This is a genomic window from Roseateles sp. NT4, assembly GCF_051857475.1.
Taxonomy (GTDB): domain Bacteria; phylum Pseudomonadota; class Gammaproteobacteria; order Burkholderiales; family Burkholderiaceae_C; genus Pelomonas.
The window spans coordinates 1421466-1434338 of record NZ_JBPZGZ010000001.1 but is presented as its reverse complement, the minus strand read 5'-3'; the positions used below and the strand labels follow the sequence as shown (position 1 = coordinate 1434338).

Sequence of the window (12873 nt, the reverse complement as noted above, 5' to 3'; positions counted from 1 at the left end):
ACAATCATCAGCTTTGGACAACGACGACGCGAGGTTCAGGATGAACAACAAGACTCTCAGCATGGCCGTGCTGGCTCTGGCCGCCATGGGCGCCCAGGCGCAGGATGCCGGCTCCAATGTCGAGAAATGCCAGAAGAAGATGGGCGTGCTGGCCGTGGCCGAGCCGCAGAGCGGCTGGAACCACTTGTCGCATTACGGCCTGGGTTCGCCCGCGTCGCTGCTGCGCATGATGGTGCAGCAGTCCGGCTGCTTCGACGTCGTCGAGCGCGGCGTGGCCATGCAGAACCTGCAGCAGGAGCGCAACCTCGCCGCCGCCGGCGAGATGCGCCAGGAATCCAATGTCGGCAAGGGCCAGATGCAGGCGGCCGACTTCGTCATGACGCCCAATGTGCTGGTCGCGGCCAACAACACCGGCGGCGTCGGCGGCGCCATCGGTGGCCTGCTGGGCAACCGGCTGGGCGGCATCGGTGCCATCGCCGGCGGCCTCAAGTTCAAGGAAGCCAGCACCAGCCTGCTGGTCGCCGATGTGCGCTCCAGCATCCAGGTGGCGGCCGCCGAAGGCAAGGCCACCAAGACTGACTTCTCCATCGGCGGCTGGGGCTATGGCCACGGCGCCATCGGCAGCATGGGTGGCTACACCAGCACGCCCGAAGGCAAGCTGATCGCCGCCAGCCTGCTGGACAACTACAACAAGATCGTGCTGACCATCCGTGACCAGCAAAGCCTGATCCGCACCGGCAGCGCTGCCGGCGACGCCAACGCGGGCGCCTCCACGCAAGCCGGCGCGCCCATCGCGGCCGGCCAGATGCTGGTGGCCAAGATCTCCAATGTGAAGGCCTATGCCGCCCCGTCGCGCGACAGCAAGGTTGTTGCCACGCTGAACCGCAGCGACGAACTCGTCGCCACCGGCGAGGTCAAGGACGGCTTCGTCAAGGTCGACGCAGCCAACTTCAGCGGCTGGGTGCAGCGCACCCTGGTGTCGTCGAGCGGGCGCTGAAGAAATGTCGGCCCCCACGCTTGCTTCGCAAGCTGCCCCCCGGGGGGGCGTCTCAGTGGCTTCGTACGGCCGTGCGCCACTGAGGGTCGCTCTCGTCACGGGCGCCGGTTCCGGCATCGGGCGGGCCGTGGCCCGCGCGCTGGCCGCCGAGGGCTGGACGCTGGCACTGATGGGGCGCCGCGAAGAAACGCTGCGCGAGACTCTGGCCGATGCGCTGGTCCTGCCGACCGATGTCTGCGACGAAGGCCAGGTCGATGCGGCTTTCGCGAGCCTGCGCGAACGCTTCGGCCGGCTCGACCTGCTGTTCAACAACGCCGGCATCGGTGCCCCGCCGGTGCCCATCGACGAGCTGACGGTGGCACAGTGGCGGGCCGTCGTCGACACCAACCTGACCGGCAGCTTCCTGTGCGCCCGTGCCGCCTTCGCGCTGATGAAGTCGCAGTCGCCGCGCGGCGGCCGCATCATCAACAACGGCTCCATCTCGGCCTACGCGCCGCGGCCTTTCTCGGCGCCCTACACGTCCACCAAGCACGCCATCACCGGCCTGACCAAGGCCCTGAGCCTGGACGGCCGCGCCTTCGACATTGCGGCTGGCCAGATCGACATCGGCAATGCCGCCACCGACATGACCGAGAAGATGGCGCGCGGCGTGCCCCAGGCCAACGGCACCATGGCGGTCGAGCCGCGAATGGACGTCGAGGACGTCGCGCGGGCGGTCGTCTACATGGCCGGCCTGCCGCTGTCGGCCAATGTGCAGAGCATGACCGTCATGGCCACGACCATGCCGTTTGTCGGTCGGGGTTGAGGCTCCCTCAGACGCGGCATGTGCAATGGGTGACCATTGCCACAGTCCGGCGATTTCGGCAGGGTTCAGAATAGGGCCATGCCGTTGTTCCGAATGCTTCTCCGTCTGCTGATGATCGCCGCTGGCGCCCTCATCGGCCTGGGCCTCTTCCTGATCGCCGTGCTGGCTTTCCTGGGCTTCCTGCTGGTCAGCCTGCTGACCGGCCGCAAGCCCAATCTGCAGTTCCGCGTCAACAAGAACCCCTGGGCCCAGCGCCGTGAGCCCGCGGGCGATGTGGTGGATGTCGAGGCCCGTGAAGTGCCGGAGACGGCGCCGCTGTCGTTGCGCTCGCCCGAGCAACGCTGATTCGGGAATTTGCGGGCCGAGCGACGGGCCGCTCCCTAGCCGGCCCGCGCTGGCGATGTGCTTGCGGCTCGATGCCGCAAGCATCGCCGTCCCCTCGGGGGCTGAGGCCGGACACATGGCGCCCGGTGGGCGGCATGTGCCTGCCGAAGAGCTGCGGCACTGCCGCAGCGCGGTCTGCAAGACCGACCAGACTCGCTCGCGTTCAGCGAGGCTGGGCGAGGGGCTTCCAATTCGACGGGGCCGTACCAGGTGCGGGCGGAGGCCCGGCTGTTGTCGCTGTCGGTCATGACGGCCATCGAAGTCAACGCCCCCGGTGCTTCGCCGAAGGCCAGGCGGAAGTCCTCGGCCAGGTTGCGCCTGTGGTCGCGCCAGCGGCGCAGTTCGGCGGGGCCGGAGTCGACGACGATCTTGCGGATGCGGTCGCTGCGCGGGTTGATGACGACGCTGCCCACAGGCAGCTTGCTGTCCCAGACATACATCAGCGTCGCATAGGGCGGCACCTCGCCGGTCAGGGCCTGGGCCAGCTCGAACTTCATGCGCGTGCGCAGCGGCAGTTTGTCGATGTCGCCGGCAAAGCCGAAGATGACGCGGGCGACGGCGTCCTCATGGTCGATGTCGGCCACATTGGCGCCAGCGATGAGGCCCTGGGTCCACCAGGAGAAGCTGACCTCGCCGACGTTGGTGAGGGCCGGGTCCAGGCGCTTGCGCCAGATGCTGGCCGAACGCTCGGACGAAGCCTCCAGCGCCTGGCGGCCGTCCTTCTCGGTCCAGTGATAGATCGTCGGCTTCTTGCCCGGCAGGGCCAGCGGCTGCCAGCCTTCAGCAGTGGACGGAGGTGCAGGGTTGGGGGCGGCGCAGGCCGCAAGCAGGGCGGCGGCGAACAGGGGCAGGAGGGCGGTCTTCACCAGGTCTTGCGTTGCAGCTCTTCGAGGATCTCGCCATATATGCGGTATCGACTCGCGCTGATCAAGCCCGTCTCGACCGCTGCGCGCACGCCGCAGCCGGGTTCGTGAATATGTGAACAGTTGGCGAAGCGGCAGTCGGCGTGCTCGCGCAGGTCGGGCATGAAGCGCCAGAGGTCGGCGGCAGCGATCTGGCGCAGGCCGAACTCCTGGAAGCCGGGCGAGTCGATCAGGGCTGTCGTGCGCGTCTCGTCGGTCCAGTACCACTGCGTCGTCGTCGTCGTGTGGCGGCCCGAGTTCAGGGCCTGGGAGATCTCGCCGACCTGGGCCTGGGCGTCCTTGACCAGCAGGTTGATCAGCGTGCTCTTGCCCGTGCCGCTGGGGCCCAGCACGAAGGTGCGCTGATCCGCCAACCAGGGGTCCAGCGTGGCGCGCGAGCCCTCTCGGTCGGCTTTCAGCGCCACCTCGAACATCTTCAGGCCCATGGCGCGATAGGGCGCCAGGCGCTCACGGGCCGAATCGGTGCCGGGCAGGTCGGTCTTGTTCAGCGCGATGGCCATGCGGATGCCGGCGGACTCGGCCGCGATCAGCGAGCGCGCGAGCTGGCTCTCGCTGAAGACGGGCTCGACGGCCACCAGCACCAGCAGCTGGTCGAGGTTGGCGGCAAAGCTCTTGGTCTTCCACTCATCCTGGCGGAACAGCAGATTGCGGCGCGGCTCGACCGCCTCGATGACGCCTTCGTCGCCGGTCTCGGCAAAACGCACCTGGTCGCCGACGACGGCGTCGCTTTTCTTGCCGCGCGGGTGGCAGACCAGGCGCTTGCCCTCGGAGTCTTCGACGATGTAGTGGCGGCCGTGGCCGCGCACCACCAGTCCCAGATCCAGATTGCTGAAACGGCTCATCCGCCGGACGCTTCGGGCAAGGCGCTCACTTGTGCCGCGCAGATCGCGTCGTTCAAGGTCAGGCCGCCGCGTGAATGCGTCGTCCAGCTGATGGTGCAGGCGTTGTAGCCGACCAGCATTTCGGGGTGGTGATCCTGGGCATGCGCAATCTCAGCGACCGCGTCGACAAAGGCCATGGTCTGGTAGAAGTTCTCGAAACCGAAGCGCCGTCCAATCACCTTGTTTTCGGCGTCAGGCAGCCAGCCCGGCAACTGGGCCAGCACGCGGCCGCGGGTGTCGGCGTCCATCAGCGGCGCCTTGGGGTCACATTGGGCGAGCAGCAGGTCGTTCATGAGGCGAGCGCTGCGAGCCGTTCGGCAGCGGGTGGGTGGGAGTAGTAGAAGCGGGCGTAGACCGGATCGGGCGTCAGCGTGCCGGCATTGTCCTCGTGCAGCTTGAGCAGGGCCGAGGACAGGTCGGCGCCGCTGGCCTGGGCACAGGCATAGGCATCGGCCTGGAACTCGTCGCGGCGCGAGAAGTGGCTGGCGATAGGGGTCGCGAAGAAGCCGAATGCAGGACCGGCCAGCAGAAAGAGGATCAGGGCCAGCGCGTCGTTGGGCGCGCCGAGGTTGGGCTGGGCGCCCAGGCCCAGGTAGAAGGCGGGTTGCTGCATCAGCCAGCCCAGCAGCGCAAAGCCGGCCAGGCTCATGGCGAACATCAACAAGATGCGCTTGGTGATGTGCCTGTGCTTGAAATGGCCCAGCTCATGGGCCAGCACGGCTTCCACCTCGCCGCCGTTGAGCTTGGACAGCAGGGTGTCGAAGAAGACAACGCGCTTGGCCGGGCCGAAGCCGCTGAAATAGGCATTGCCATGAGCCGAGCGGCGGCTGCCGTCCATGACGAAGAGGCCCTTGGCCGCGAAGCCGCAGCGCGCCATCAGTTGCTCGACGCGCTCCTTCAGCGCCACATCGGTCAGCGGCTCGAACTTGTTGAACAGCGGCGCGATGACGGTTGGGTAGATGACCATGACGAGCAGGTTGAAGCCCATCCACGAGCCCCAGGCCCACAGCCACCAGCGCGGCCCGGCGGCGCCCATCAGCCACAGGATGAGGGCCAGGATGGGCAGGCCCAGCAGGGCGCCGACCGCCAAACCCTTGGCCATGTCGACGATGAAGAGCTTGAGCGTCGTGCGGTTGAAACCGAAGGCCTGCTCGATCTTGAAGGTGGACCAAAGCTCCCAAGGCAGGTCCAGCAGCGAGCCAATGAACAGGAAAGCGGCCACCAGGCCGAGCTGATAGCCCATGGCCTGCCAGGCCTCGGGCAAGGCGGCGCTGGCGGCCAGCACCCAGCCGTTGAGTGCGTTCAGGCCACCCAGCAGCGTCCAGCCCAGCAGCACGGCAGCGTTGAAGGCCAGGGCCAGCAGGCCGAAGCGGGAGCGGGCAACGGTGTAGTCGGCCGCCTTCTGGTGGGCGGCCAGCGTGACGCTGCCTTCAAAGGTGGCCGGCACCCGGCTGCGGTGGGCGGCGACATGGCGGATCTGGCGCGAGGACAACCAGAACTTGACGAGGGTGGAGGCCGCGAGTGCGACGGCAAAAGCCAGGGACAACAGCAGGGGAGACATAAGCCTCAAGTTTAGGCTGCGAGAATTCCGCTTCCTCAGAGTGAGCCCACCATGTCCGACACCCTTGCCCTCAGCGAAAACAACCTCATCTGGATCGACCTCGAAATGACGGGTCTGTACCCCGACACCGACCGCATCATCGAGATCGCCGTCGTCGTCACCGATGCCAACCTCGAGAAGCGCGTCGAAGGCCCCGTCTTCGCCGTGCGCCAGACCGACGAGACGCTGGACAAGATGGATGCCTGGAACAAGGGCACCCATGGCAAGAGCGGCCTCATCGACCGCGTCAAGGCCTCGACCGTCTCCGAAGCCGAGGCCGCCGCCCAGACCATCGCTTTCCTGAAGCAATACGTACCCAAGGGCAAGAGCCCGATGGCCGGCAACAGCATCTGCCAGGACCGCCGCTTCCTGGCCAACTACATGCCGGAGCTGGAGAGCTTCTTCCACTACCGCAACCTCGACGTGTCGACGCTGAAGGAACTGGCCAAGCGCTGGAAGCCCGCCGCGCTGGAAGGCTTCAAGAAGGCCCAGGCGCACACCGCCCTGGCCGACATCCACGAGTCCATCGACGAGCTCGTGCACTACCGCACCCATTTCCTGAACCTGGCATGAGGGCGCTCCTGGTTCTCGCGCTGCCGCTGCTGGTCAGCGCCAGCCATGCGGCAGAGCCAGCGGCCAGCGCGCCACGCCTGGTGCAGAAGGTCGTGCGCAGCACCGACACGCGTCGCGACTGGGAGCTGGCCTACACGCTGAGCGACCACAAGCTCAGCCTGCGCTGCGTCAAGTCCATGACGGGTCGCTGCGGCGTGCGCCTCATCGACGCGCCGCATGCCGATGCGCCCGAAGCTGATCTGCATGTCGAGTGGATCGGCGTGCCGGCAGGCAGCACCGTCGACCGCACGATCCAGGGCAAGGCTTACGCGCTGTGCTTCCGCCCCGACGTGGGTGACGACAAGGCCTGTGAGCCGCTGTCCGCGTTGACGGCTTTCTAAGCCTGGCCGCGTGCTGCACGCCGCCTTCGACTTCCCCCGCCACCCGCTGGCCCGCGAGGACGGCGAGCGCCTGCGTGGCTGCTGGAGCACGCCGCCGGCGCGCTGGCTGCGGGCGACACGGTTGGACGAGGTGGCCGCTGTCATCGGCCAAGCCCAGGCCGCCGCGCGAGCGGGTGCCTGGGTGTTGGGTGGGTTGCGCTTCGAAGCGGCTGCGGCCTTCGACCGGGCCTTTGCCACGCATGTGGGCAAAGCGCCGCTGGCCGAATTTGCCGTCTACGACGCTCCCCCCGAGCCCTGGCCAGAAGCACCGCCGGCCTACAGCGGCCTGCTCAGCTGGCGCGACTCCGAGCCCGACGCCACGGCCGCCATCGAGCGCATTCGCAGCTACATCCGCGATGGCGACTGCTACCAGGTCAACCTGACGACGCGGCTGCGCGCCGAGGCTGGTGCACTGGATGCCGAGCAGCTTTTCCTGGCCCTGCATGCCAGCCAGCCCGGCGGCTTCAGCCTGTTCCTGCGAGAGGCGGGTGCGGCCAGCGTGTCGCCCGAGCTTTTCTTCGATTGGCGCCCTGTGCCCGGCGCCAAGGCCAGTTGGCTGCTGGCTGCCCAGCCCATGAAGGGCACGGCGCCGCGCGGCCGCGACCGCGTCGACGACGAAGCGGCCCAGCAGCATCTGCGCACCAGCGAGAAGGAGCGCGCCGAGAACCTGATGATCGTGGACTTGCTTCGCAACGACCTGAGCCGCGTCGCGCAGCTCGGCACCGTGCGCGTGCCACGCCTGTTCGAGCTGCATGCGCTGCCCACGGTCTGGCAGATGACGTCCACGGTGACCGCTGTCAGTCGCAGTGGTCTGACGCTGGCCGATGCCTTCGCGGCTCTCTTCCCCTGCGGCTCCGTGACTGGCGCGCCCAAGGTCAGGGCGATGCAGATCATCCGCGAGCTGGAGCCGACGGCGCGTGGCTGGTATTGCGGTGCGCTGGGCCTCATCCAGCCCGGCGGCGTGGCGACTTTCAATGTGCCCATCCGTACGGTCGAGTTCGGCGGCAATGCATTGACCTGCGGTATCGGCAGCGCCATCACGCTGGACAGCGAACCCGCCGCCGAGATCGCCGAGTGGCGGGCCAAGTCGCGCTTCCTGGCCCGCGCCGAGGCGCCCGTCGAGGCGTTGGAGACGCTGCGCCTGGAAGCCGGCGTGGCCCTGCGCGGCGACGCCCATCTGGCCCGCATGCAGCGCACGGCGCGCCACTTCGGCCTGCGTTTCTCGCTGGCCGAGGCGAGGGCGCATCTCAAGGCCATCGCTGCGGAAAAGCCGGAAGGCAGCTGGCGGCTGCGCCTGACTTGCGATGCCGAGGGGCGATTCGGCCACACGCTGACCGTCTTCACGCCAACGGCCGAACCGGTGCAGCTGGCCCTCGCCGACCGCCCGATGCCGACGCGCGGCCCGCGGGCCGAATATCTGGCCCACAAAACGACGCGGCGCGAGCTCTATGCCCTGGACAAGCCGGCCGAGGCCTTTGACCTCATCCTGTGGAACGAGGGCGGCGAGCTGACCGAGTGCAGCTTCGGCAACCTCGCCCTGCAACTCGACGGCCACTGGCTGACGCCGCCGCTGGCGGTCGGCCTGCTGCCCGGCGTGCTGCGCGCCGAGTTGCTGGCGCAGGGGCGTGTGCGCGAGGCGCGCCTGACACGCGAGGACCTGGCCCGCGTCACGGGCCTGGCCTTCTTCAACAGCCTGCGTGGCTGGCTGCCGGCTCAGCTGCTGAAATAGGCCGTCTGGTCCACATCGGCCAGCAGGCCGGTGTGCCGCGGCTGCCAGCCCAGTTCCTGCTGCGTCGCCTCGCTGCTGCAAGGGTTGTCCATCGCGGCGAACTTCTCGAACCAGCCGAAGTGGGCCGCCACCGCTTCGCCTTCCAGACCCTGGGCCGGCAGGCCCAGGCGCCGGCCAATGACGGCCGTAAGGTCGGCGAAGGCCACGCCCGTCTCCGCAGACCCGTGATAGCTGGCGCCAGGCCGGCCTTGCTCGACGACGCGGCGGAACAGCTCGGCAGCGTCCAGCCGGTGCACGGCCGGCCAGCGGTTGCTGCCGTCGCCGATGAAGGCGGCCAGGCCCTTCTGGCGCGCGAGGTTGATCAGCAGCGGCACAAAGCCATGGTCGCCTTCGCCATGGACCGAGGGCGGCAGGCGTACGACATTGACCTTCACGCCACGTTCAGCCAGGGCCGCAGCCTGCTCTGAAGCGACGCGCGGGTGGTGAGGGGAGGGCGTGTCCGTCTCCTTGGCAAAGGGCCGGCCAGCCGCCACCAGGGCGGTGCCCGAGGTGACGACGAGGCGGCGATTGCTGCCCAGCAGCGCTTCGCCCAGGGCCATGATGATGTGGCGGTCGTCCTCGCAGCTGGTGGCAAAGCGGCTGAAATCGTGGTTGAAGGCCGTGTGGATGACGGCATCGGCCGCAGCCGCGCCGCGCTTCAGGCTGTCGAGGTCGGTCAGGTCACCGCGGTGCGCCGAGGCGCCGACAGCGTTGAGTGCCTCGACGGTCGCCTCCGAGCGCGCCAGGCCGGTCACGCGATGACCGTGGGAAAGCAGTTCTTGCACAATGGCCGAGCCGATGAAGCCGGTCGCGCCCGTCACGAACACATGCATGGGAAGAGTCCTTGCAAAACAGTGGGAGTGGCGCCACTGTCGCGAACCGGGTCGCTTGCGTGAAGCCGTGACGGCATACCGGTATTGCCACTAACAGGATCACGATGTCCGTTGTCGAAGACAACCCGCTGGGCCGCTATCTGAAGGAGCGCCGCGCCCGCCTGGACCCGGCCGCCCTGGGCCTGCCGCTGGCGCGCCGGCGCACGCCGGGCCTGCGCCGCGAGGAGGTCGCCTTGCGCGCCCATGTCAGCCCCACTTGGTACACCTGGCTCGAGCAGGGGCGGGGCGGTGCGCCGTCGACGGAGGTGCTGGAGCGCCTGGCCGGCGCGCTGCAGTTGAGCGATGTGGAGCGCGAGCATCTTTTCCTGCTGGCGCAGAACCGTCCGCCGGAAGTCCGCTTCCAGGCCACGGCTGGCGTGCCGCCGCGGCTGCAGCGGGTGCTGGATGCGCTGGCCTATTGCCCCGCCATGATCCGCACGCCGACCTGGGACGTCCTCGCCTGGAACCGCGCCTGCGCGGCCGTGCTGAACGACTACTCGGCCATGCCGCCCGAGCGGCGCAACATCCTGCGCCACATCTTCGGCAACCCGGCGGCGCGCCGGCGCATCCCGAACTGGGACCGCGACGCGCGCTTCGTCGTCGCGGCTTTCCGGGCCGACGTCGCGCGGGCGGGCGCCGGTGAGGCCGTGCAGGCCCTGGTCGACGAGTTGAGCGCGGCCAATGCCGAGTTCGCCGCGATGTGGAGTGAACTCGATGTGCGCGAGGGCTATGGCGAGATGGCCAAGCTCATCCACCACCCGGTGGCCGGGGCGATCTCGCTGGAGTACAGCGGCCTGGCCGTGGAAGGCCGGCCGGACCTGACGATGATCGTCTACCACCCCGCCACGCCGGCTGACGAGGCGCGGGTGCGGCAGCTGCTAATGGGCCAGTTGGCGTAGCGTCCGCATCAGCGCCATCGCGTCTTCGTCCGGCCGCGCCGGCAGCTTGGTGTAGACCGAGCTGTCCGGTGTGCGGTGCATCAGCTTCTGCGTGACGAGGTCGCGGCGCAGCGTGCAGTAGTCACCGAAGCTGTGCCAGGCGGTCAGGATGTGGTTGACCTCGCGCTCGGTGTAGGGCCGCTTGGCGTCGAAATGCATCCACAGGCCCCACAACGCCATCAGCTGCAGCGAGCGCTTGACGGGCAGGCGGGTCAGCCGGCCCTGCTCGTCGAAAAGGCGCAACGTGCGCTTGACGATGTCGCTCAGGTCGGCAGGGGGCGCAGCCACTTGGGGCCGGGGCGCTGGAGGTCTCGCCTTCAGCGTCTGCAGATTGCGATGCCCGGCCGCGCGGGCCAGCATGTTCAACAGGGTCTGGTGGCCGGGCGGCTGCGGCAGCTCATGCTGCAACAGCTGGGCACGCAGGGACTTGGCGAAGGTGGACAGGTCGTCCACGAAGAGAGGCAGGGATTCACGGGCCATGGTGGCACTCCATGCGCACGCCAACGAGAAGAGGCTGGGCTTGCCGACTTGCAGCCAGGGCGCACGCTTTGGGCTTCACGTGAACGAGGGCGATGCTTGGCAGGTTCAGCTCGCGGCGGGTGCCGCGCGGCAAGGCCTGGGTGTTCTGCCGACCCGGGGTCGCGAGTGTGCCAGACCTCACACCCGCGACTCAAGGGTCGCTTCCGTAAAAACCCTGATCTGTGCTACAGTCGCGGCTTCGCCTGGGGCCTGCTCCAGGTGTTCCACGTCTCCTCTGACCTCGTTTGATCATTCGCATCAAACTCCGAACACGGATCGGTCGGCGGCGATGAAGCCGTCGCTTTGACTGACTGTTCCCCGCGCCGCACCCGGGCTGCTGTAACAAGCCCGAGCCGCACGACGCGAGCTGATCTATCTCCCAGCGACTTATGTGATTCCGAAGGGCCAAGACTGCCCCTCGGCGCCGCGCGTTTGCCTGCTGTTTGCCAGTGCGTGGTGTGAATGAACGAAAGAACGAAGTAATGAGTTTCGAGACCCTGGGCCTGAGCCCCGCCGTGCTGCAAGCCGTCAAGGATTCTGGCTATGAAACCGCCACCGACGTGCAGGCCCAAGCCATCCCCGCCGCCATCGCGAACAAGGACCTGATGGTTTCTTCGCGTACCGGGTCGGGCAAGACCGCCGCCTTCATCCTGCCGGCGCTGGAAAAGATCCTGGCCGCCCGCGGCGACAACACCAAGCGCCGTGAAAAGGGCGTCATCTATGGCCCCAAGATCCTGGTGCTGGCGCCGACGCGTGAACTGGCCATGCAGGTGGCCAAGGCAGCCCAAACCTACGGCCGCTTCATCCCCGGTCTGAAGGTCGCCACCGTGCTCGGCGGCATGCCCTACCCGCTGCAGATCCGCCAGCTGACGGGCCCGCTGGACATCCTTATCGCCACCCCGGGTCGCCTGATCGACCACATCAACTCGGGCAAGTGCGTGTTGAGCAACGTCGAGATGCTGGTGCTGGACGAAGCCGACCGCATGCTGGACATGGGCTTCATCGACGACATCAACATGATCGCCGGCAACACGCCGGCGGAACGCCAGACCGTGATGTTCAGCGCCACCTTCGCCGGCCACGTCGGTCGCTTGGCGCAACAGCTGCTGAAGGACCCGCAGCGTATCGAGGTCGCGTCCCACACGGACACGCACGAGAACATCGAGCAGCGCCTGCATTGGGCCGACAACCCCCACCACAAGGACCAGCTGCTGGAGTCCATCCTGGCCCAGCCGGAACTGGACCAGGCCGTCGTCTTCACCAGCACCCAGCGTGATGCCGACTGGCTGGCCGACCGCCTGGCCGAACTCGGCCACGCCGTCGCTCCGCTGCACGGTGCCATGCCCCAGGGCAAGCGCAACCGCGTGCTGATGGGCCTGCGCCGCGGTGACCTGAAGGTGCTGGTCGCCACCGACGTCGCCGCCCGCGGCATCGACGTGCCTACCATCAGTCACGTCATCAACTACGGCCTGCCGATGAAGGCCGAGGACTATGTGCACCGCATCGGCCGTACCGGTCGTGCCGGCCGCCAGGGCCTGGCCATCACGCTGGGCCTGCGCGACGACGTGTCCATGATCCGCCGCATCCAGCAGTTCACGACGCAGACCATCCCCGTCTCGCACATCGCTGGCCTGGAACCCAAGACGCAAGAGCCGCGCATCTTCCCGCCGCGCCCGGCCGGTTCTTTCGACGACCGTGGCCCGCGTGGCAACTTCGGCGGCCGTCCCGGCTTCGGCAACAAGCCCTTCCGTCGTGAAGATGGCGGCCGTCCCTTCCATGGTGGCGGCAAGCCCTTCGGCCACGGCAACCAAGGCCAGGACCGCGGCTTTGCGCCCCGTGACGACCGCGGCTTTGCCCCGCGTGGCGACGCGCCCGCTTTCCAGCAACGTGACGACCGTGGCTTCCAGCCGCGTGAGAACCGCGGCTTCCAGCCTCGTGAAGATCGTGGCTTCCAGCCCCGCGGCGAGTTCCAGCCCCGTGAAGACCGTGGTTTCCAACCGCGTGAATTCCAGCCCCGCGACGACCGTGGCTTCCAGCCGCGTGGCGACCGCCCCTTCCATGGTGGCGGCAAGCCTGCCTTCGGTGCCAAGCCCAGCTTTGGTGGCGGCGGTGACCGTCCGTCCTTTGGCGGCGAGCGTCGTGGCCCCGGTGGCCCGCGCAAGGGTGGCTTCGGCCGCTGATGTCGAGGCAGCGT

The 12873-nt window shown here is 68.1% G+C and carries 14 protein-coding genes; 8 read left to right on the top strand and 6 right to left on the bottom strand.

Annotated features, from left to right (window positions below; genetic code table 11):
* Positions 1 to 40 precede the first annotated feature (40 nt).
* The 3 genes from ACS5PN_RS06705 to ACS5PN_RS06695 all read left to right on the top strand — a co-directional run bounded on the left by ACS5PN_RS06705 (position 41) and on the right by ACS5PN_RS06695 (position 2147).
* Positions 41 to 997, top strand: coding sequence for a CsgG/HfaB family protein (locus ACS5PN_RS06705; RefSeq protein WP_439463148.1), 957 nt, complete (start codon positions 41 to 43; stop codon positions 995 to 997).
* Between the two features lie 55 nt (positions 998 to 1052).
* Complete coding sequence (locus ACS5PN_RS06700; protein WP_439463147.1) at positions 1053 to 1802, top strand: SDR family oxidoreductase; 750 nt, start codon at positions 1053 to 1055, stop codon at positions 1800 to 1802.
* 93 nt (positions 1803 to 1895) lie between these two features.
* Positions 1896 to 2147: a hypothetical protein gene (locus ACS5PN_RS06695; protein ID WP_439463146.1), complete on the top strand. Its 252-nt coding sequence runs from the start codon at positions 1896 to 1898 to the stop codon at positions 2145 to 2147.
* A 35-nt stretch (positions 2148 to 2182) separates the two neighbouring features.
* On the opposite strand, the gene ACS5PN_RS06690 is transcribed toward ACS5PN_RS06695, so the two are convergent.
* From ACS5PN_RS06690 to ACS5PN_RS06675, 4 genes are read right to left on the bottom strand one after another with little or no spacing between them, the layout of a single operon-like run.
* The gene (locus ACS5PN_RS06690) at positions 2183 to 3052 is read right to left on the bottom strand and encodes a DUF3047 domain-containing protein (protein WP_439463145.1); all 870 of its coding nucleotides are present in this window, start codon (positions 3050 to 3052) and stop codon (positions 2183 to 2185) included.
* Positions 3049 to 3951 (bottom strand): ribosome small subunit-dependent GTPase A, encoded by a 903-nt coding sequence (rsgA, locus tag ACS5PN_RS06685; protein WP_439463144.1) that lies wholly within the window; start codon positions 3949 to 3951, stop codon positions 3049 to 3051. The genes ACS5PN_RS06690 and rsgA overlap by 4 nt, the downstream gene beginning before the upstream one ends.
* A complete protein-coding gene (locus tag ACS5PN_RS06680; protein ID WP_439463143.1) occupies positions 3948 to 4283 on the bottom strand; it encodes a 4a-hydroxytetrahydrobiopterin dehydratase in 336 nt (111 codons plus the stop codon). Before ACS5PN_RS06680 ends, rsgA begins: the two co-directional genes overlap by 4 nt.
* Complete coding sequence (locus ACS5PN_RS06675; protein ID WP_439463142.1) at positions 4280 to 5551, bottom strand: M48 family metallopeptidase; 1272 nt, start codon at positions 5549 to 5551, stop codon at positions 4280 to 4282. The genes ACS5PN_RS06680 and ACS5PN_RS06675 overlap by 4 nt, the downstream gene beginning before the upstream one ends.
* Positions 5552 to 5602: 51 nt before the next feature.
* Between ACS5PN_RS06675 and orn the strand changes: the two genes are divergently transcribed.
* From orn to ACS5PN_RS06660, 3 genes are read left to right on the top strand one after another with little or no spacing between them, the layout of a single operon-like run.
* Positions 5603 to 6163, top strand: coding sequence for an oligoribonuclease (gene orn, locus ACS5PN_RS06670; RefSeq protein WP_439463141.1), 561 nt, complete (start codon positions 5603 to 5605; stop codon positions 6161 to 6163).
* Positions 6160 to 6543: a hypothetical protein gene (locus tag ACS5PN_RS06665; protein WP_439463140.1), complete on the top strand. Its 384-nt coding sequence runs from the start codon at positions 6160 to 6162 to the stop codon at positions 6541 to 6543. Before orn ends, ACS5PN_RS06665 begins: the two co-directional genes overlap by 4 nt.
* Before the next feature lie 10 nt (positions 6544 to 6553).
* Positions 6554 to 8311 (top strand): bifunctional chorismate-binding protein/class IV aminotransferase, encoded by a 1758-nt coding sequence (locus tag ACS5PN_RS06660; protein ID WP_439463139.1) that lies wholly within the window; start codon positions 6554 to 6556, stop codon positions 8309 to 8311.
* Here ACS5PN_RS06660 and ACS5PN_RS06655 read toward each other — a convergent pair.
* Positions 8296 to 9183, bottom strand: coding sequence for an SDR family oxidoreductase (locus tag ACS5PN_RS06655; protein WP_439463138.1), 888 nt, complete (start codon positions 9181 to 9183; stop codon positions 8296 to 8298). The genes ACS5PN_RS06660 and ACS5PN_RS06655 overlap by 16 nt on opposite strands.
* Positions 9184 to 9287: 104 nt before the next feature.
* Here ACS5PN_RS06655 and ACS5PN_RS06650 point away from each other — a divergent pair, with 104 nt between their 5' ends.
* Complete coding sequence (locus ACS5PN_RS06650; RefSeq protein WP_439463137.1) at positions 9288 to 10121, top strand: helix-turn-helix transcriptional regulator; 834 nt, start codon at positions 9288 to 9290, stop codon at positions 10119 to 10121.
* On the opposite strand, the gene ACS5PN_RS06645 is transcribed toward ACS5PN_RS06650, so the two are convergent.
* Positions 10101 to 10640 carry a DUF2087 domain-containing protein gene (locus ACS5PN_RS06645; protein ID WP_439463136.1) on the bottom strand — a complete coding sequence of 180 codons (540 nt, stop codon included), beginning with the start codon at positions 10638 to 10640 and terminating at the stop codon, positions 10101 to 10103. The two genes, ACS5PN_RS06650 and ACS5PN_RS06645, sit on opposite strands and share 21 nt — an antisense overlap.
* Positions 10641 to 11161: 521 nt before the next feature.
* On the opposite strand from ACS5PN_RS06645, the gene ACS5PN_RS06640 reads away from it, so the two are divergent.
* A complete protein-coding gene (locus ACS5PN_RS06640) occupies positions 11162 to 12859 on the top strand; it encodes a DEAD/DEAH box helicase (protein ID WP_439463135.1) in 1698 nt (565 codons plus the stop codon).
* The last annotated feature ends 14 nt before the right edge of the window (positions 12860 to 12873 follow it).

Excerpts from the sequence above, each read along its gene's own strand:
- ACS5PN_RS06705 (WP_439463148.1), top strand. The coding sequence starts at position 41 with ATGAACAACAAGACTCTCAGCATGGCCGTGCTGGCTCTGGCCGCCATG.
- ACS5PN_RS06695 (WP_439463146.1), top strand. The coding sequence starts at position 1,896 with ATGCTTCTCCGTCTGCTGATGATCGCCGCTGGCGCCCTCATCGGCCTG.
- rsgA (WP_439463144.1), bottom strand. The coding sequence starts at position 3,951 with ATGAGCCGTTTCAGCAATCTGGATCTGGGACTGGTGGTGCGCGGCCAC.
- ACS5PN_RS06680 (WP_439463143.1), bottom strand. The coding sequence starts at position 4,283 with ATGAACGACCTGCTGCTCGCCCAATGTGACCCCAAGGCGCCGCTGATG.
- ACS5PN_RS06675 (WP_439463142.1), bottom strand. The coding sequence starts at position 5,551 with ATGTCTCCCCTGCTGTTGTCCCTGGCTTTTGCCGTCGCACTCGCGGCC.
- orn (WP_439463141.1), top strand. The coding sequence starts at position 5,603 with ATGTCCGACACCCTTGCCCTCAGCGAAAACAACCTCATCTGGATCGAC.
- ACS5PN_RS06665 (WP_439463140.1), top strand. The coding sequence starts at position 6,160 with ATGAGGGCGCTCCTGGTTCTCGCGCTGCCGCTGCTGGTCAGCGCCAGC.
- ACS5PN_RS06655 (WP_439463138.1), bottom strand. The coding sequence starts at position 9,183 with ATGCATGTGTTCGTGACGGGCGCGACCGGCTTCATCGGCTCGGCCATT.
- ACS5PN_RS06650 (WP_439463137.1), top strand. The coding sequence starts at position 9,288 with ATGTCCGTTGTCGAAGACAACCCGCTGGGCCGCTATCTGAAGGAGCGC.
- ACS5PN_RS06645 (WP_439463136.1), bottom strand. The coding sequence starts at position 10,640 with ATGGCCCGTGAATCCCTGCCTCTCTTCGTGGACGACCTGTCCACCTTC.
- ACS5PN_RS06640 (WP_439463135.1), top strand. The coding sequence starts at position 11,162 with ATGAGTTTCGAGACCCTGGGCCTGAGCCCCGCCGTGCTGCAAGCCGTC.